Raw genomic sequence first — 18648 nt, 5'->3', positions numbered from 1 at the left:
GTGAGCATCTACAGCGATCGCCCGTGGGTCGCCGGCTACGCGCCGGACGTGCCAGACGACATCGACCTGCCGGAGGGATCGCTCGCGCATCTCATCGACGCCTCGGTCGCGACATACGGCAAGCACGTCGCCCTGGAGTTCTTCGGCGCGACGACCACCTACGCCGAACTCGGCGAACAGATCGCCCGGGCGGCCGAAGGGCTGCGCAAGCGCGGTGTGCGCAAGGGCGACCGTGTGGCGCTGGTGCTGCCGAACTGTCCGCAGCACGTCGTGGCCTTCTACGCGGCGCTCCGGCTCGGCGCCGTCATCGTCGAGCACAACCCGCTGTACACGCCCCGCGAGCTGCGGCACCAGTTCGAGGACCACGGTGCCACGGTCGCGATCGTCTGGGACAAGGTCGCCCGCACCGTGCAAGACCTGCCGGCCGACCTCGGCGTGACGACGATCATCTCGGTCGACATCACCCGCGGCATGCCCGCGGGCAAGCGGTTCGCGCTGCGCCTCCCTGTGCCCGCCGCCCGCAAGGCCCGCGAGCAGCTCACGGCGAAGGTCTCCGGCACCATCACCTGGGAGTCCCTCGTCGCCTCGCGGCGGCTGAAGGCCTCCGTGCCGCGCCCGGAGCGTGACGACCTCGCGCTCATCCAGTACACGAGCGGGACCACCGGACTGCCGAAGGGCGTCATGCTCTCCCACCTGAACCTCGCGGTGAACGCGGCGCAGGCCAGGGCCTGGGTGCCGACCATCGAGCGCGGCACCTCGGTCGTCTACGCCGTGCTGCCCCTCTTCCACGCCTACGGGCTCACCCTCTGCCTGACCTTCGCGATGAGCATGGGCTCCCGGCTGGTCCTGTTCCCCAAGTTCGACCCCGACCTGGTGCTCGATGTCGTGAAGAAGCACCCGGCCACCTTCCTGCCGGCCGTGCCTCCCATCTACGAACGGCTGGTGCAGGCCGCCGAGAAGCGCAGGGTCTCCCTCTCGGGAATCGACATCGCGATCTCGGGCGCCATGAGCCTGCCGCAGTCGATCGTCGACCTCTGGGAGTCCAAGACCGGCGGGTACCTCGTCGAGGGCTACGGGCTCTCGGAGTGCTCGCCCGTGCTGATGGCGAATCCGGTGGGTGCGACGCGGCGGGCCGGCACCGTCGGCCTCGCGCTGCCGGGGACGGAGCTGCGCGTGGTCGACCCGGACGATCCGGACACCGACCGCGCGTTCGGCGAGGAGGGCGAACTCCTCGCCCGCGGCCCCCAGGTCTTCTCGGGCTACTGGCGTAAGACGGACGAGACCGCCAAGGTCTTCACGAAGGACGGCTGGTTCCGCACCGGCGACATCGTCACGATGGACTCCGACGGCTTCGTCCGCATCGTCGACCGCATCAAGGAGCTCATCGTCACCGGCGGCTTCAACGTCTCGCCGACCGAGGTGGAGGACGCCCTGCGCGGGTTCGAGGGCGTCGCCGACGTCGCCGTGGTCGGCCTCCCGCACCGCCGCGGCGGCGAGGACGTGGTGGCCGCGGTCGTCATGGAGCCGGGAGCGTCGTTCGACGAGGAGGCGATCCGCGCCTTCGGCCGCGACTGTCTGACCGCCTACAAGGTTCCGAAGCGCGTCGTGCAGGTCGACGAGCTGCCGCGCAGCATCGTCGGCAAGGTGATCCGCCGCAGGGTGCGCGACCAGCTGCTGGCCGCGAAGCAGGGGCAGGCCTAACGCGACCTCGGCCGAGGGGTCTGCTCACCCGATCGGGAACACCAGCAGCGACCCGGTCGCCGTCGCGACCGTCTTCCCCGTCCCGTCGGTGACGACGCCGTCGGCGAAGGCGACACGGTTGCCCGGCTTCGTCACCGTGGCGCTGCAGGTCAGCGGACCGCTGGTCGCGAAGACCGGACGCAGATAGTTGACCTTGATCTCGATCGAGGTGTACCCCTGTCCGGCCGCCAGCGTGGTCTGCACCGCGCAGCCCAGCGCCGAGTCGAGCAGCGTGCACACCAGTCCGCCGTGCACCGTCCCGATCGGGTTGTAGTGCGACTCGTCCGGCTCGCAGACGAAGACCGCTCTGCCGGGTTCCGCCTCCGTCAGCGTCATCCCCATCAGGCTGGCGATCGGCGGCGGCGGCAGCTCGCCTGCGATCATCTTGTGCAGGTAGTCCAGGCCGCTCACCGTCGGCATCACGGCGACCCCGGGCGCCGGATCCTCCCAGTGGACGGTTCGGCTGCGTTCGCTCACTCGCTCCCCTTCCGCGGAAGGTCGGGATCGGCCGGCGGGAGGTCCGACGGCTCGTCGACGACTTCGAGCGTATCGGCATTGACCGGCGTCTGTCCTTCCGGGAGGTTCGAGAAGTCGGGAGCGATGACGGTGGCGGGGATGCGCGCCGCCGCCGTGCCGAAGGGCAGCTCGTCGCCGACGGCCACGGGCTCCAGGATGATGTCGTCGCTCTGCCGCGGCAGGGTGAGCCCCTTGAAGTAGTCGGGTCGGATGAGACGCCAGACGATCATGAGCACGACGCCGATGAGGATGCCGCCCACCCCGACGACCGCCTCCGCCCCGATCCCGAATATGGTCACGTTCTTCCCGTTGGCGTCGGTCAGCCAGTCGGGCTCCGAGAAGCGGATGACACCGTAGATGAAGATGGCCACGAGCATCAGCCCGCCGAGCAGTGGGAAGAGCCCGCGCATGATCGCGTGCCGGAAGCTCGTGAACAGTGTCCGGTGGTAGTACCAGACGCACGCGAAGCCGGTGAGGCCGTAGTAGAACGCGATCATCAGGCCGATGGATCCGATCAGTGCGGTGAGCAGGGACACGCTGATCGCGGTGAAGGCGAGGTAGAAGAGCGCCGACACCAGGCCCATGCCGATCGTGGACCAGGTGGGTGTGAGGAACTTCGGGTGGATGCGCGCGAACTTCTCGGGGATCGCCTTGTACACCGCCATCGAGAGCGTCGTGCGCGCCGTCGGCAGGATGGTGGTCTGCGTCGAGGCCGACGCGGAGGTCAGGATCGAGAAGCCCAGCAGCGTCATCAGGATGGCGCCGACCGGCCCGCTCCCGAAGAGCGTCGGGCCGATGGCCGAGAAGACGTCTCCGGAGTTCGCGGGGTTCGCGAGCCCGATCCCCTTGGTTCCGACTCCGGCGAACGCCACAGTGGCGACAGTGACGATCGCGTAGGTGGCCAGCAGGAGGAGCGTGCTGATCACGGCGGCGCGCCCCGGGGTCTTCTCGGGGTTCTTGGTCTCCTCGTTGACCGACACCGCGGTGTCCCAGCCCCAGTAGATGAAGATCGCGGTCAGCAGTGCCGGGGCGACCGTCTGGCCGAAGTCGAGCGGGAACGGGTTGAACCACGACCACTGCGGGATGAGCGAGTACGGCTCGGCGTGGCCGCTGTACACCTTCACCAGGGCGAACACGGCGAAGAAGATCAGGATGACGACCTCGAACGCGAGGAGCACGTACTGCACACGCGCGGACACTTCGATGCCGCGGTAGCAGATCCACGTCATCAGGGCGATCCAGACCAGACCCGCGATGGTGACCGCGAAGGGCTCGTTCGCAAGCGCCGCCACCCCCGGCAGCCCGAACCCGCCGATGAAGGTGAAGGTGTAACTGCCGGCGATCTGCGCGAGGTTCGACATCACGATGATGTCGGCGATGACGATGCCCCAGCCTCCCATCCAGCCGGTGATGGGTCCGAAGGCGCGCGCGGCCCAGGTGAAGGTCGTGCCGCAGTCGGGCTCCGCCTTGTTGAGCTCCTGGTAGGCGACGGCGATCAGATACATCGGGATGAATGCCAGCAGCACGATGCCCGGCGCCCTCACGCCCGCGGCGAGCGTCCCGCCGACGACGATGAAGCCGAGGCTCGCGGCCAGACTGTAGGCGGGTGCCGTGGAGGCCACTCCGACGACGACGCTCGACACCAGGCCGAGCGCACCGCCCTTCAGGCCCTTGTTGCCCGCTTCGTCCGTGGCGGATGAACTGGTGGATGTCATGACAACCTCCGGTGACTCGGGTCCGCTCACCGGTGAACGGGCCACCGGAGCACAGCGTAGCTCCGAGTCGGTGTTTCCGGACCGCCCGAAATCTGCGAGAGGACTCAGGCCGCCGAGCGGCCGGTGCCGTCGAGCCGCGCCAGCCGGCGGCGGGCCGCCAGCTCCGCCTGCGTCTGCGGCCCGAGCAGGAGCTGCGCCCCGGAGAGGACGATCGTCGTCGCGCGCTGGACAGGCAGCCGGTCGACAGCGGGCAGTCCGAGCAGCGCCCGGTGCCGCGGTTCCAAAGTGGACACGGCCGCGCGGAACAGGATCCGGTACGACGGGCGCAGCGTACGCCGCAGGGGCGCGCGCCGGATGAACCGCACGATCTCCTCGACGTCCGCCCCGCCCCGCAACTCCCCCGCCTCCGTCACCGCCTCGATGCGCGAGCGCAGGTCGGCCGCGCTCCGCGGCGGGTCGTCGACGCCCATCAGCTCCGCAGCCTTAGCCCACTCCGCCACGTACCCGTCCGCACCGCCCGGGATCGGCGACCCCCAGCGCTCGTGGGCCGTGAGGAACGCGTCGGTGAACGCCAGGTGCACCCAGGCGGCGAGCTCGGGATCGTTCGCCGCGTAGGGTCGGGTCACGCCGTGTCCGTCCGCAAAGCTGCCCCGCACGCGCTCGTGCAGCGACGTCACCAGCTCCGATCCGGCGATCGCCTGCGCGCGGCTGCCGAACGTGACGGTGTGGATCCACTGGATGGTGCCGGCCAGCCGACCCAGCGGATCCTCCCGGTAGCGCGAGTGCTCGCGCACGCCGGCCAGCGCTCCGGGATGCAGCGCCTGCAGCAGGAGGGCTCGCACACCGGCGACGAGGGTCGGCATACCGCCGTGCACCGTCCACGCAGCGCCTCCCGCGGGGAAGAAGCCTTCGTCCTCCCCGTCTTCGAGCCGCAGGATCCAGGCGGGGACCCGATCGGAACGTCCGGAGAGCGTCTCGATCAGATGCGACCGCACCGGGCCGAGGAGGCGGTCGACGGCCGCTCCGGTCATTCCGGAGGCCGGGTCTCCGCGTGCGCGGCGAGACCGAGACCGTCGATCACGCGCGCCGACGGGAGATCGCCCAGCAGCCTCCCGGGAAGCAGGATCTTCGATCGACGGACGCCGGAGCCGATGATCACGACGACCCCGTCGGCGACGACGCGGGAGTCCACGAGCAGCGGCCACTCCTCCGGAAGACCGATCGGGGTGATGCCGCCGTATTCCATGCCGGTGAGCTCCACCGCACGATCCATGGGCAGGAAGGAGGCCTTGCGGACGTCGAGGAGGCGCTTGACGGTGTTGTTCACGTCGGCGCGCGTCGTCGCGAGCACGACGCAGGCCGCGATCCGTTCGACGCCCTCGCGCTTTCCGCCGACGACCACACAGTTGGCCAGCGTGTCGGCCTCCAGCCCGAACCGCTCCTGCGTCGCGGCGGTGTCGGAGACGTCCGGGTCGATCTCCACGATGCCCACCTCGTCGAGCCAGCCGAGAGCGGTCAGCGCTGCCAGCGTGGCCGGTGCGAGCAGTTCGGTGCGGGAGGAGGCCGGGGTGGTTGTCAGCCCGCCGAGAGTGAAGACGCCCATGCGCCTAGGCTAGCGCGCGCGTTCCCCCGCTTCGAGCCGAAGCCGCTTGTACATGATCGTCGTGCCGCCGAGCGCACCGGACGGGCTGATCGCGTAGTCGGGGATGCCTCCGACCGTCTGCCAGCCCCAGCGCGTGTACAGCGATTCGGCCAGGCTGCCGGTCTCGGTGTCGAGGACGAGCAGGTTCAGTCCGGCTGCGGCGGCGTACTCCTCGAGCTCCGCCATCAGGGCGGGGGCGATGCCGCGGCCGCGCGCGTCGCGGTGCACCATCAGCTTGACCACTTCGGCGCGATGCGGGCCGTTGCGTTTGGAGGCGCGCACCAGGGTGATCGTCCCGAGGGCGCGCTCGCCGTCGCCGGCGACCCACGTCTCTGCGGCGGGGTCGCCGAAGAGGGCGGACCACCAGGCCGTGGCCTCCTCCGGCGTCGGAGGCTCGACCCAGCCGACGCTCGCTCCCGAGGCGACCGCGTCGATCAGGACGGGCGCGAGCGCCGCCGCGGTTGCGGCAGCGCTCGCGTCGGTGACCCGTTCGACCGTCACGGTCACTGGGAGGCGCGCTCCAGCACCAGCTCGCGCACGCGGGCGGCGTCGGCCTGGCCCTTCATGGCCTTCATCACCGCGCCGATCACGGCGCCGGCGGCCTGCACCTTGCCGTCGCGGATCTTCTCCAGCACGTCCGGCTGGGCGGCCAGCGCCTCGTCGATCGCCGCGATCAGCGCACCGTCGTCCGAGACGACCGCGAGCCCGCGGGCGTCGACCACCTCTTGCGGGGCGCCTTCGCCGGCCACGACCCCTTCGAGCACCTGGCGGGCCAGGCGGTCGGTGAGGGTCCCGGCCTCGACCAGGGCGGCCAGCTCGGCGACGTGCTGCGGGCTCACCAGCGTTCCGGCAGGGACGCCCTGCGCGTTGGCGAGGCGGGCGATCTCGCCGGTCCACCATTTGCGCGCGGCCGCCGGGGTGGCGCCGGCGGCGATGGTCGCCTCCAGCTCATCGAGCAGCTCGGCGTTGTCCACGTCCTGGAACTCGAGTGCGGTGAAGCCCCACTCGGCGGTGAGCCGCTTGCGACGAGCGGCCGGAGCCTCCGGAAGCGTGCCCCGCAGCTCCTCCACCCACTCGCGGCTCGGCGCGACCGGCACCAGGTCGGGCTCCGGGAAGTACCGGTAGTCGTCGGCGTCGGACTTCGGCCGGCCGGCAGAGGTCGTCCCCGTGTCCTCGTGCCAGTGCCGGGTCTCCTGCACGATCGTGCCGCCGGCCTCGAGGATCGCGGCCTGCCGCTGGATCTCGTAGCGCACAGCGCGCTCGATCGATCGCAGCGAGTTGACGTTCTTCGTCTCGGTGCGGGTGCCCAGCTCGGACGAGCCACGACGGCGGAGCGAGACGTTCGCGTCGCAGCGGACGTTGCCCTCCTCCATGCGCGCGTTGGAGACGCCGAGCGCCTTGACCAGATCGCGGATGGCGCGCACGTACGTGCGGCCGACCTCCGGCGCATCGCCCTCCGCGCCCTCGATCATCTTGGTGACGATCTCGACGAGGGGCACGCCGCCGCGGTTGAAGTCGACGAGCGAGTGGTCGGCGCCCTGGATGCGGCCGGTCGCACCACCGATGTGGGTGAGCTTGCCCGCGTCCTCCTCCATGTGCGCGCGCTCGATCTCGATGCGCAGCTCCCGTCCGTTCTCCAGCTCGATGGTCACGGCGCCGTCGTGGGCGATCGGCTCGTCGTACTGGGACGTCTGGAAGTTCTTCGCCAGATCCGGGTAGAAGTAGTTCTTGCGCGCGAACCTGCTCGACTCCGCGATGTCGCAGCCGAGGGCCAGCCCGAGCCGGATGCTCGACTCGATCGCCTTCTCATTGACCTGCGGCAGGCCGCCGGGCAGCCCGAGGCAGGTCGGGCAGGTGTTCGTGTTCGCGCCGGAGCCGAACTCGTTGGCGCAGCCGCAGAACATCTTGGTCGCCGTGTTCAGCTCGACGTGCACCTCGAAGCCGAGCACGGGCTCGAACAGCTCGAGGGCCTTGTCGTAATCCATCAGCTGAGCTTTGGCCATCAGACTGCTCCCTCTTCGCTCGCGAACATCTCGGTGGCGCTCAGGTCGGGCGCCTGGCTGAGCAGGGGGCCGCCCCATTGCTGCTCCAGCAGCCGCTCCAGCGCCGCACCGATCGTGTACAGCCGTGCGTCGGCCCGCGCCGGGGCCATCAGCTGCATGCCGACCGGGAGGCCGTCCTCCGGGGCCAGGCCGATCGGCAGGCCCATGCCGGGCACTCCGGCGAGGTTCGCCGGGATCGTGGTGATGTCGTTGAGGTACATCGCCATCGGGTCCGCGAGCTTCTCGCCGAACCTGAACGCGGTGGTGGGTGCGCTCGGGCTGACCAGCACGTCCACCTTCTCGAAGGCGGCGGAGAAGTCTCGCTGGATGAGCGTGCGGACCTTCTGCGCCGAGCCGTAGTAAGCGTCGTAGTAGCCCGCGCTCAACGCGTAGGTGCCGAGGATGATGCGGCGCTTGACCTCGGTGCCGAAGCCGGCGTCGCGGGTCGCGGCCATCACGCGCTCGACCGTGACCGGGCCCTCCTCGGGGTTCACCCGCAGACCGAACCGCACCGAGTCGAAGCGTGCCAGGTTGCTGGAGGCCTCGGCCGGGAGAATCAGGTAGTACGCCGCCACCGCGTACTCGAAGCTCGGGGCAGCGACCTCGACGATCTCGGCGCCCGCGCCCTGCAGGAGCGCCAGCGCTTCGTCGAAGCGCTGCTTGACGCCGGCCTGGAAGCCCTCGCCGTTGAGCTCGCGGACCACACCGACGCGGACGCCGCGCAGCGCGTCGTCGCGCAGGCCCGCGCGGGCGGCGTCGGCCATCGACGGCCAGGTGTCGGTCAGCGACGTGGAGTCGAACGGATCGTGACCCGCGATCACATCGTGCAGCAGGCCGGCGTCGAGAACGGTGCGGGACACCGGACCGACCTGGTCGAGCGAGCTCGCCAGCGCGATCGCGCCGTACCGGCTGACGCCTCCGTAGGTCGGCTTGACGCCGACGGAGCCGGTGACGGCGGCCGGCTGACGGATCGAGCCGCCGGTGTCGGAGCCGAGCGCGAACGGCGCCTCGAACGCGGACACCGCCGCGGCGCTGCCGCCGCCGGAGCCGCCGGGGATCCGCTCGAGATCCCACGGGTTGCGGGTCGGGCCGTACGCCGAGTGCTCGGTGGAGGAGCCCATCGCGAACTCGTCCATGTTGGTCTTGCCCAGCGGTACGAGGTCGGCCTCGCGCAGCTTGCGGACCACCGTCGCGTCGTAGGGCGGGATCCAGCCCTCGAGGATGCGCGAGCCGGAGGTCGACGGCATGTCGTGGGTGGCCAGCACGTCTTTGATGGCGACGGGGACGCCCGCGAGCGCGCCCAGCGGGTCGCCGGCCGCGCGGCGGCCGTCGATCTCGGCAGCGGTGCGGATCGCGTTCTCGGCGGCGACGTGCAGGAACGCGTGCACGTCGGCGTCCACCGACTCGATGCGGTCGAGGTGGGCGCGCGTGGCCTCGACGGACGAGACCTCGCCCGCGGTGAGGAGGTCGGCGAGGGCCGAGGCGGAGAGCCTGGTCAGGTCGGTCATGTCGGTCGCTCCTCGGCTCAGTCTTCGTCCAGGATGGTGGCGACCTTGAAACGGTCGCCCTCGCGCGCTGGCGCGCCGGAGAGAGCCTGCTCGACGGTCAGCGACGGCCGCACCTCGTCGGAGCGGAACACGTTGGTGAGGGGAAGAGGGTGGCTCGTGGCGGGAACGTCGGGACCGGCGACCTCCTGCACCTTCGCGACCGCCTCGACGATCTGGCCGAGCTCGCTGGTGAGGCTCTCGATCTCTTCCGGGCTGAGGTCGATCCTGGCGAGGTTCGCCAGGTGCGCGACCTGTTCTGCGCTGATTTCGGACATGCGTCTCCGTGCTGGTTACTGGGTGGACGAACCAATTCTATGGTCAGCCGGCCGCGCCCCCGTCGGTCGACCGCGTGCGGACAGTCGCCGGCGATCAGCGGGAGGACGCGGCCCGCGTCGACGAACCGCCGCCGAGCACGAGATCGCCCCGGTCGATTCCGATCAGTGCGAGGTTGCGCATGCACTCGGTTCCGGCGCTGAAGTACTCGTTGTGGCCGCTGGAGCCGGTGAGCGTGCGGTGCGTGATCGGGTCGACCGCGCCGCCGACCCCCATCCGCTTGGCGCCGTAGGAGGGTGAACCCGGGTCGCTGCCGAAGAACGCGCTGTTGACGATCGGGTCCATCGGCGCCTCCCCGACGAACACGTTGCCTCCGCGCACGCCCAGCTGCTTCACCGACTGCGCGTCAGAGCCCGGCGACCCCATCAGGGCGAGCGCGTCGACTTTGACGGTGCCACGCTCCAGGGCGAGGAGCGCTGCCGTCGATCCGTAGGAGTGCGCGAGGACGCTCAGGTACGGCGGGTTGGAGACACGCAGGGACTGGATGCCGAGGAGCGTCCGCTCCAGGCTGTCCGCACCCTGCCGAGCCAGGTCGAGGCCGCCGATGTTGGTCAGGACGGGCGTCTGGTAGCCGATCCAGGCGACGACCGCCACGCGGGGGGTGTGCTTCGTCGTGCCCGCACCGCCGAGACGCCCGAGGAAGCCGGTCTGCTGGTCGTACAGGTCCTGCGCGACCGCCGACCACGCCTGGATCTGCTCCCCCACCGCCATGTACATGCCCGGCACCAGGACGCTCACATAGCTCGCCGTGCTCAGGTCGCCGATGACGATCGAGGCCTTGGCCTCGTCGGACGCGTCGAGGGAGACCAGCGTGCGGGCGACGCCGTCCTTCTTCACGAGCGCTGCCTTCACGTTGCCGAGCGTCGTGAGTTGGCGCTTCAACTCGACCCGGGCGGCCTTGCCCCGTTCGGTGCGGAGCGTCTTCTGGGCGGCGCTGATCGTGCGCTCCAGGTCGAGGCGGTTCGCCTTGCCGCGCACGTCGTAGGGCACGCCCTCCAGGTTGCCGACCACGTGCGGCGCGACCTTCACGAGCTCTGCCTGGCGGGCGGGGTCGAGCAGCTTCCACAGCTGGCTGACGCTCGCCGCGGCCGGCGGGTCGACCAGCAAACGGTGGAGGTCGGCCGCGTGCGCGCTGAGGAACCCGGGGAGGGCGGCGGGATCGACCGCCTGGATCGAGCTGAAGACGGCTGCGGCGCTCCGGCTCGCAGCGGCGGCGCCGGCGGAGCCCGAGCTCGTCGGCGCATCGCCGATCGACGCCGGATCGATGGCGGCCCGGCCGAGGGAGCCCTGCTCGATCGACGGTACCGCCGCTACCGGTGCGACCGCCGCGTGAGCGCTCTCCGCGGGCATGACGAAGGCCCCGGTCAGTCCTGTGACGACCGAGGTGACGATGGAAGCTGCTGCAAAGCCGACCAGCACTCCGTCCGGGTCCCTCCGAGAGCGAGCGAGCTAAGCCCTTGCGTGTGCACCGGGCGAGCGCACACCTCGACTCTACCGGCACCAACGCGGTGGACGGATGGTCGTTCTACCCCCGATTCAGGGGGATAACTTGTGTTCTGTCCACAAACCGGCCGACTACTCCCCCAGCGCGTCCGGCCCCTTCTCGACGAGGATCGCGAACTGCGCCGCATCGATGACGCGGACACCCAGCTCCTCGGCCTTAGCGAGCTTCGAACCGGCGCCGGGACCCGCTGCGACGAAGTCGGTCTTCTTGGACACGCTCGACGCTGCCTTGCCCCCCGCGGCGATGATCGCCTCCTGAGCGCCCTCCCGGGTGAAGCCGTCCAGAGAGCCGGTGGCCACGATGGTCAGCCCGGAGAGGACGCCGCCGGCTTCGCTCTGCGCGCCGGGGCCGGCATGGCCGGGCGTCGAGAACTGCACACCGTCAGCGGCCCAGCGCTCGACGATCTCCCGGTGCCAGTCAACCTCGAACCAGGCGAGCACGGCATCCGCGATGATGCCGCCGACGCCGTCGACCGCCGCGAGCTCGTCGCGGGTGGCGGAGCGGATCGCGTCGAGCGAGCCGAAATGGTCCGCCAGCGCCCGCGCCGCGACGGGGCCGACGTGACGGATGTTCAGGGAGACGAGGATGCGCCAGAGCGGCTTGGTCCGCGCCGCGGCGAGGTTCGCGATCAGGTCGAGGGCCGGCTTGGAGGGCACGAAGTGCTCGTCACCACCGAACTCGGCCGCCCCCGGCTCGGCGGTGCTCGGGACGAACGGGCCGTCCTTCTTCTGCCGGCGGCGGCGGAACGGTGTGTCTACCTTCTCTGCGCCCGACTCGGTGAGCTTGGGGAGGCCGGTCTCGGAGTCGCGGACGACCACCTCGATCGGGAAGAGGTCGCTCACAGTGAGGCCGAAGAGCCCGGCCTCCGTCGGCAAGGGAGGGGTCGACGGGAAGCGCGGCTGCGTGAGGGCAGCGGCGGCGACCTCGCCGAGCGCCTCCACGTCGAGGGCGCCGCGCGAGCCGATGTGCTCCACGCGTCCGCGCACCTGCGCGGGGCAGAACTCCGCGTTCGGGCAGCGGAGGTCGATGTCGCCCTCTTTGGCCGGAGCCAACCGGGTGCCGCACTCCGGGCAGTTCTCCGGCATGTGCCACTCGATCTGCGTGCCGTCGCGTTCCTGCTCGAGCGCGCCCAGGATCTCCGGGATGACATCGCCGGCCTTGCGGAGGACGACCCTGTCGCCGATCATCACGCCCTTCGCGCGGACCACCTGCTGGTTGTGCAGCGTGGCCTGACGGACGGTCGACCCGGCCACCGTGACCGGCGCCATCACGGCGAACGGGGTCGCCCGTCCGGTGCGGCCCACGCTGACGACGATGTCGAGCAGCGTCGTGTAGACCTCCTCGGGCGGGTACTTGTAGGCGATGGCCCAACGCGGTGCGCGGCTGGTGGCGCCGAGCTCGTCGTGCAGGGCGAGTTCGTCGACCTTGACGACGATCCCGTCGATCTCGTGCTCGACGTCGTGCCGGTGCTCGCCGCGGTCGGCGATGTACGCGGCGACCTCGTCGACGGAGTCGAACACGCGCGAGTGCGGCGACACGGGCAGTCCCCAGCTCGCGAGCAGGCCGTAGATCTCGGACTGGGCGGAGACGTCGGGGTGCTGCCAGGCGCCGATGCCGTGCAGGTACAGCGACAGCCGGCCCAGGCGGTCCCGCATCAGCTCCAGCTCGGTCGCGCTCTTCTTCTCGCGGCGCTGGCGGAGGCTGCCCGCGGCGGTGTTGCGCGCGTTCGCGAACTCGGGATAGCGGGTCTTGATCGACTCCTCGGGCTTCCCTTTCGCCCGCTCCTGCTCGGCGAAGGCGGCTTGCAGGGCGTGCTGCCGCTCGTTGAGCGCTTCGAAGTCGGCCGTGCGGAGGAAGACCTCGCCGCGCACCTCGAAGAACGGCGGGTAGCCGGACCCGGTGAGCCGTCTCGGGATGGCGGGCACCCAGTCGACGTTCTCGGTGATGTCTTCGCCCACCCGGCCGTCGCCGCGCGTCGTCGCCGTCTCGAGCACGCCGTCGCGGTAGGCCAGGCTGATCGCGAGCCCGTCGATCTTCAACTCGCTGAGCCAGCGGACCGGGCGCCCGGCGGCCGCCTCGGTCTTGGCGGCCCAGTCGCGGAACTCGTCGATCGAGAACACGTTGTCGAGGCTCAGCATCCGCTCGGCGTGCTCGTGCTCGGGGAAACCGGCGGAGACGACGGCCGAGCCGACCTGCTGGGTCGGGCTGTCTTGTCCCGCGAGTTCGGGGAACACGCGCTCGAGGTCCTCCAGGCGGTGGAAGTCGGCGTCGTACTCGGCGTCGGAGAGCGACGAGTCGCCGTCGCCGTAGTACGCCATCCGTGCGGTGTCGATGCGGTCGGCGAGGCGCTGCGCCTCCACGCGCGCCGCCTCGAAGTCGAGTCCGTCGAATTCGATCGGTCGCTCGCCGGTCTCAGAGATGTCGCTCACACAGCAATTCTAGGGACGGGCTCCGACACCCGAGGAGGCGCCCGTCGACCACTCCGGAGGCCGCGCGCGACACGCCGCCGCAGTGTCCGTACTTCCGGAGATCGGGGACGAAGCCGGCGTGATCTCCGGAACGACGGACGACGCGGCGGCGTGTCGCGGGAGGAGTCCGGAGTTGCGGACGCGGCCGGATCAGGCCGGGACGGCCGAGACCGTGCGGTCGATCGTGGTCTGGCCGAGCACGCGGGTGCCGACGTACACGACCGCGGTCTGCCCGGGGGCCACACCGTTCAGCGGCTCGTGCGGCCGGACCACCAGCTCGCCGTCGCGGACCCGCGCGACGGCGGGCACCGGGTCGGCGTGAGCACGGATCTGCACCTCGCACGCGAAGGGCGTCGCGAGGTCTGCGGGCGGGAGGCCGGCCCAGGTGTAGCGCGACCCGGCGATCTCGGCGATGTCGAGCGCCTCCTTGGGGCCGACGACGACCGTGTTGTCCTTCGGCCGCACCTCCAGCACGAACCGGGGGCGCCCGTCGGCGGAGGGGTAACCGATATTGAGCCCCTTGCGCTGTCCGACGGTGTACGCGTGCGCCCCCTCGTGCGAGCCCAGGCGGTTGCCGTCGCGGTCGAGGATGTCGCCTTCGGCCGCACCGACGTGCTCGGCCAGCCAGCCGCGCGTGTCGCCGTCGGGGATGAAGCAGATGTCGTGGGAGTCCGGCTTGTTCGCGACGCTCAATCCGCGCGCCGCCGCCTCGGCGCGCACCTCGGCCTTGGAGGGCGTGGCACCGAGCGGGAACATGGCGTGCGCCAGCTGCTCACCGGTCAGCACGCCCAGCACGTACGACTGGTCCTTCGCCCACGCGCTCGCCCTGTGCAGCTCCCGGTTGCCGTCGGCGTCGGTGAGGATGCTCGCGTAGTGGCCGGTGCACACCGCGTCGAAACCCAGGTCGAGAGCCTTCTCGAGCAGTGCGGCGAACTTGATGCGCTCGTTGCAGCGCATGCACGGATTCGGAGTGCGGCCCGCGCTGTACTCGGCGATGAAGTCGTCGACGACGTCGAGCTTGAACCGCTCGGAGAAGTCCCACACGTAGTACGGGATGCCGATGATGTTCGCGGCGCGCTGCGCGTCCATCGAGTCCTCGATGGTGCAGCAGCCGCGGCTGCCCGTGCGCAGGGTGCCGGGCATCCGGCTGAGCGCCAGGTGCACCCCGACGACGTCGTGGCCGGCCTCGACGGCGCGCGCCGCCGCCACGGCGGAATCGACGCCACCGCTCATCGCTGCCAGAACTCGCACCAGGAGAGTCTACGCCCGGGCCCCTGTGCGGCCGCCGGGCGCCCGTTCGGCCAGTCCGGCCCGCGACGCCTGCGCGTACGCACCGGGCAGCGCCCGAAGCAGGGCGTCCACGTCGGCGTCGGTCGAGGTGCGGCCGAGCGTGAACCGCAGCGCGCCGCGGGCCTCCTGCTCGCTGCGCCCCATCGCGATCAGCACGTGCGACGGTTCAGGGATCCCCGCCTGACAGGCCGACCCGGTCGACACCGAGACCCCGGCCAGGTCGAGCAGGAAGAGCAGCGAGTCGCCCTGCGCACCGGGGAAGACGAAGTGCGCGTTGGAGGCCACCCGCTCCGCTCCGCCGACTCCGGTGTCGACGCCGACGCCGGTGCCGCCCGGCTCCGGCCCGCTCAGCACCGCCTCCGGCACCGCCGCGCGCACGCCGCGGATCAGCCGGTCGCGCAACGCCGTGAGCCTCTGCGCCTCCACGACCCGCTCCGCCTCCGCGGCGAGCGCAGCGGCGGCGAAGGCGACGGCCGCTGCGACGTCCTGTGTTCCGCTGCGCACCTGGCGCTGCTGGCCGCCGCCGTGGATGAGCGGCACGACGGCGGACGTCCTGGCCAGCACGAGGGCTCCGATCCCCACCGGGCCGCCGATCTTGTGCGCCGACACGCTGAGGGCGTCGACCCCGAGACCCGCGAAGTCGATCGGGAGGTGCCCGTAGGCGGCGACGGCGTCGACGTGGACGGGAACGCCCGCCGACGCGGCGAGCGCGGCGAGGGAGTCCGCCGGCTGGATCGTGCCCACCTCGTTGTTCACCTGCAGGAACGTCAGCAGTGCGACATCGTCCGGCACGGTCAGAGCCGACGCGACCGCATCCGCGCGAATCCGCCCCTCCGGGTCGAGGGGCAGCCACTCGGCACTCGCGCCCTCCGCGCGCTCGAGCCACTCCACCGCGTCGACGGTGGCGTGGTGCTCACCTCCCGGGACCAGGATGCGGGGGCGGGCGCGCTCCGCGTTGCGCGCCCAGAACATCCCCTTCACCGCGAGGTTGATCGCCTCCGTGCCGCCGGAGGTGAAGACGACCTCGATCGGGTCGCAGCCCAGGGTGGAGGCCACGGCCTCGCGCGCCTCTTCCAGCATCCGCCTGGCCTGCTGGCCCTGGCTGTGGATGCTCGACGGGTTGCCGACGAGCCCCAGCGCGTCGGTGAAGGCGGCGATCGCCTCGGGGCGCAGGGGCGTGGTGGCGGCGTGGTCGAAGTAGACGGGCACCGGGGCCTCCTCAGGGTGCGGCACGGTGTGTCACTACTCTAGAACGCATGACTCCCGTCGATCCCCTGCGCAACCTCGGCGTCCGCATCGGTCCGCACGGCGGAGAGCTGCGCGTCTACTCCGAGCACGCCGACGCGATGGAGTTCTGCCTCTTCGATCCCAAGGATCCCGACTGGCGCACCAAGACCGTCGAGATGCACCGGGATGCAGGCAACGTCTGGCTGGGCCGCTCGCGCAGCCTCCAGGTCGGCAGCCTGTATGCGATCCGCGCCTCCGGTCCCGCCTCGCCGCAGAACATGTTCAACCCCGAGAGCCTGCTGCTGGATCCGTACGCTCGCGGTCTCACGCGGGTCGGACCCGAGGAGTGGCGCTCGACCGTGGTGTCGGACGGGTTCGACTGGGGCGAATCGCGCAAGCCCGGCACTCCGCTGGATCACACGGTGGTCTACGAAGCGCACGTGCGCGGCATCAGCCACCAGAACCCGGAGGTGCCGGAGGAGCTCCGCGGCACCTACGCCGGGCTGGCGCACGGATCCACCATCGCGTACCTCCAGAACCTCGGCATCACCGCCGTCGAGCTCCTCCCCGTGCACGCCTTCACGTCCGAGCAGCGGCTCCTCCGTGAGGGTCTGACCAACTACTGGGGCTACAACACTCTGGCCTTCTTCAGCCCGCACGCGCCCTACGCGACGGGGGCGGCGCAGGCCGAGGGTCCGGAGGGGGTGCTGCGCGAGTTCAAGGGGATGGTGAAGCTCCTCCACGAGGCGGGCATCGAGGTGATTCTGGATGTGGTCTACAACCACACCTCCGAAGAGGGCATCGGCGGACCGCGCACCAGCTTCCGGGGCCTCGACAACGCCACCTATTACCGTCAGGACGCCGACGGCGTCTACATCGACGTCACGGGGGTCGGCAACACGGTCGACTTCGGTCATCCGGTCCCCCAGCGGCTGGTGCTGGATTCGCTGCGCTACTGGGCCGAGGAGGTGCAGGTCGACGGCTTCCGGTTCGATCTCGCCGTCACGCTCGGACGCGGAGACGATCTCGCCTACCACCGCGACCATCCCCTGCTCACCGCCATGCTCGAGGACCCCGTGCTCTCCGGTGCCAAGCTCATCGCCGAGCCGTGGGACGTGGGGATGGGCGGCTGGCAGACCGGCAACTTCGCCGACGGCTGGTCGGAGTGGAACGACCGCTACCGCGACCGCGTGCGCAACTTCTGGCTGGCCGACATCGCCGACGCGCGCCGCAACGGTCAGGCGCCCATCGGCATCGGCGGATTCGCCACGCGCCTCGCCGGGTCGTCGAACACGTTCTCGCCCGAGCGCGGCCCGCTGGCCTCCATCAACTTCGTCACCGCCCACGACGGCTTCACGATGGCCGACCTCACGGCGTACAACGTCAAGCACAACCTCGGCAACGGCGAGGACAACCGCGACGGCACCGACAACAACCGCTCGTTCAACCACGGGGTGGAGGGGCCGACGCACGACGAGCGCGTCCTGCTCGACCGGCACAAGGCCATGCGCAACCTGATGGGCACCCTGCTGCTGTCGGCCGGCGTGCCCATGATCACGGCGGGCGACGAGTTCGGTCGCAGCCAGCGCGGCAACAACAACGCCTACTGCCACGACAGCGAGCTCACCTGGATGTCGTGGCTGCGCACCCGCGAGCAGCGTGAGATGTTCGACACCACACGCAGGCTCCTCGAACTGCGCCGGGCGAACCCGGCCCTGCGCCCGAGCAGGTTCGCCGTGTTCGGGCAGACGACGCCGAACGCCAGCCACATGGACTGGTACGACGCCACCGGCGCGCTCATGGACGACGAGGACTGGAACTCGCCGGAGAACCGCACCCTGCAGTATCTGGCGGCCTCCACCCCCGACAAGGAGGAGTTCAACCGGGTGCTGCTCATCGTGCACGGCGTGGAGGACGACGTGGAGGTGTCGCTCCCGGTCGCGCCCGGCGTCACCTCCTATCAGTTGCTGTGGGACAGCGCCACGGAGGTGCCGATCGCCGAGGACGGCGTCGAGCTCGAGCCGGGAGCCATCCGCACGGTCGGCGGCACGTCCATGCAGCTGTACCGGGCGAACGGGCCGCGGGTGGAGGCACCGGCCGGCACCACCGCCGAGGTCGCGTCCTGATGGCGAAGCGCTCTGCGGGGGTGGGGACCCCGGCCTCGACCGCGCTCGCAGCGGCGGGCATCCCGTTCACGCTGCACCCGTACGACCACGACCCGGCCGCTCCCTCGTACGGTCTGGAGGCCGCCGAGGCGCTCGGAGTCGACCCGGAGCGGGTGTTCAAGACCCTGTTGGCCGACACCGAGCTGGGCATCATGGTCGGCGTCGTCCCGGTGACCGGGCTGCTCGACCTCAAGGCCCTCGCCGCCGCGGTGGGCGCCAAACGCGCCGTCATGGCCGACCCGGCCGTGGCCGAGCGCCGCACCGGCTATGTGGTGGGCGGAATCTCCCCCATCGGCCAGAAGACGCGCCATGTCACGGTCGTCGACGAGACTGCACAGCTCTTCGACACCGTCTTCGTCTCGGGAGGCCGCCGCGGGCTCGACCTGGAACTGGCGCCGGCCGACCTGCTGGCGGCGACGGGCGGGACCTACGCGGCGATCGCCAAGGAGGGCGCCTGAC

15 protein-coding genes are annotated in these 18648 nt (G+C 70.9%); 3 read left to right on the top strand and 12 right to left on the bottom strand.

The annotated features are described in order from the left end of the window. Positions 1–1701, top strand: coding sequence for a long-chain-fatty-acid--CoA ligase (locus KNO15_RS01030; RefSeq protein WP_241701493.1), 1701 nt, complete (start codon positions 1–3; stop codon positions 1699–1701). 24 nt (positions 1702–1725) lie between these two features. Here the strand turns inward: KNO15_RS01030 and KNO15_RS01025 are convergent, their stop codons facing one another. The 12 genes from KNO15_RS01025 to KNO15_RS00970 form a co-directional block, all read right to left on the bottom strand. Beyond that, entirely contained in the window at positions 1726–2160 is a 435-nt protein-coding gene (locus KNO15_RS01025) for a PaaI family thioesterase (RefSeq protein WP_241702650.1), read from the bottom strand. Between the two features lie 53 nt (positions 2161–2213). Then, positions 2214–3971 carry an APC family permease gene (locus tag KNO15_RS01020; protein WP_241701492.1) on the bottom strand — a complete coding sequence of 586 codons (1758 nt, stop codon included), beginning with the start codon at positions 3969–3971 and terminating at the stop codon, positions 2214–2216. 104 nt (positions 3972–4075) lie between these two features. Further along, the gene (locus tag KNO15_RS01015) at positions 4076–5002 is read right to left on the bottom strand and encodes an oxygenase MpaB family protein (RefSeq protein WP_241701491.1); all 927 of its coding nucleotides are present in this window, start codon (positions 5000–5002) and stop codon (positions 4076–4078) included. Beyond that, positions 4999–5574: a YbaK/EbsC family protein gene (locus KNO15_RS01010; RefSeq protein ID WP_241701490.1), complete on the bottom strand. Its 576-nt coding sequence runs from the start codon at positions 5572–5574 to the stop codon at positions 4999–5001. Before KNO15_RS01010 ends, KNO15_RS01015 begins: the two co-directional genes overlap by 4 nt. 9 nt (positions 5575–5583) lie before the next feature. Then, positions 5584–6114, bottom strand: coding sequence for a GNAT family N-acetyltransferase (locus tag KNO15_RS01005; protein WP_241701489.1), 531 nt, complete (start codon positions 6112–6114; stop codon positions 5584–5586). 2 nt (positions 6115–6116) lie between these two features. Then, complete coding sequence (gene gatB / locus KNO15_RS01000) at positions 6117–7616, bottom strand: Asp-tRNA(Asn)/Glu-tRNA(Gln) amidotransferase subunit GatB (RefSeq protein WP_241701488.1); 1500 nt, start codon at positions 7614–7616, stop codon at positions 6117–6119. Next, positions 7616–9163 carry an Asp-tRNA(Asn)/Glu-tRNA(Gln) amidotransferase subunit GatA gene (gene gatA, locus KNO15_RS00995; RefSeq protein WP_241701487.1) on the bottom strand — a complete coding sequence of 516 codons (1548 nt, stop codon included), beginning with the start codon at positions 9161–9163 and terminating at the stop codon, positions 7616–7618. Before gatA ends, gatB begins: the two co-directional genes overlap by 1 nt. A 17-nt stretch (positions 9164–9180) precedes the next feature. Beyond that, positions 9181–9477 carry an Asp-tRNA(Asn)/Glu-tRNA(Gln) amidotransferase subunit GatC gene (gene gatC / locus KNO15_RS00990; protein WP_241701486.1) on the bottom strand — a complete coding sequence of 99 codons (297 nt, stop codon included), beginning with the start codon at positions 9475–9477 and terminating at the stop codon, positions 9181–9183. Positions 9478–9571: 94 nt separating this feature from the next. Continuing rightward, a complete protein-coding gene (locus KNO15_RS00985) occupies positions 9572–10954 on the bottom strand; it encodes an alpha/beta hydrolase (RefSeq protein WP_241701485.1) in 1383 nt (460 codons plus the stop codon). A 156-nt stretch (positions 10955–11110) separates the two neighbouring features. Beyond that, a complete protein-coding gene (ligA, locus tag KNO15_RS00980; protein ID WP_241702649.1) occupies positions 11111–13459 on the bottom strand; it encodes an NAD-dependent DNA ligase LigA in 2349 nt (782 codons plus the stop codon). Positions 13460–13657: 198 nt separating this feature from the next. Continuing rightward, positions 13658–14758: a tRNA 2-thiouridine(34) synthase MnmA gene (gene mnmA, locus KNO15_RS00975; protein ID WP_241701484.1), complete on the bottom strand. Its 1101-nt coding sequence runs from the start codon at positions 14756–14758 to the stop codon at positions 13658–13660. Positions 14759–14767: 9 nt separating this feature from the next. Then, the gene (locus KNO15_RS00970) at positions 14768–16006 is read right to left on the bottom strand and encodes a cysteine desulfurase family protein (RefSeq protein WP_241701483.1); all 1239 of its coding nucleotides are present in this window, start codon (positions 16004–16006) and stop codon (positions 14768–14770) included. A gap of 47 nt (positions 16007–16053) precedes the next feature. Here KNO15_RS00970 and glgX point away from each other — a divergent pair, with 47 nt between their 5' ends. Together glgX and ybaK are read left to right on the top strand one after the other, a co-directional pair. After that, complete coding sequence (glgX, locus tag KNO15_RS00965) at positions 16054–18150, top strand: glycogen debranching protein GlgX (protein ID WP_241701482.1); 2097 nt, start codon at positions 16054–16056, stop codon at positions 18148–18150. Continuing rightward, positions 18150–18647, top strand: a complete 498-nt coding sequence (ybaK, locus tag KNO15_RS00960) for a Cys-tRNA(Pro) deacylase (protein WP_241701481.1) — start codon at positions 18150–18152, stop codon at positions 18645–18647. Before glgX ends, ybaK begins: the two co-directional genes overlap by 1 nt. Position 18648: the final 1 nt, after the last annotated feature.

Origin of the sequence: Leifsonia shinshuensis (assembly GCF_022606355.1) — a bacterium.
GTDB lineage: Bacteria > Actinomycetota > Actinomycetes > Actinomycetales > Microbacteriaceae > Leifsonia > Leifsonia shinshuensis_B.
This window is presented reverse-complemented; position numbering and strand designations above follow the sequence as displayed.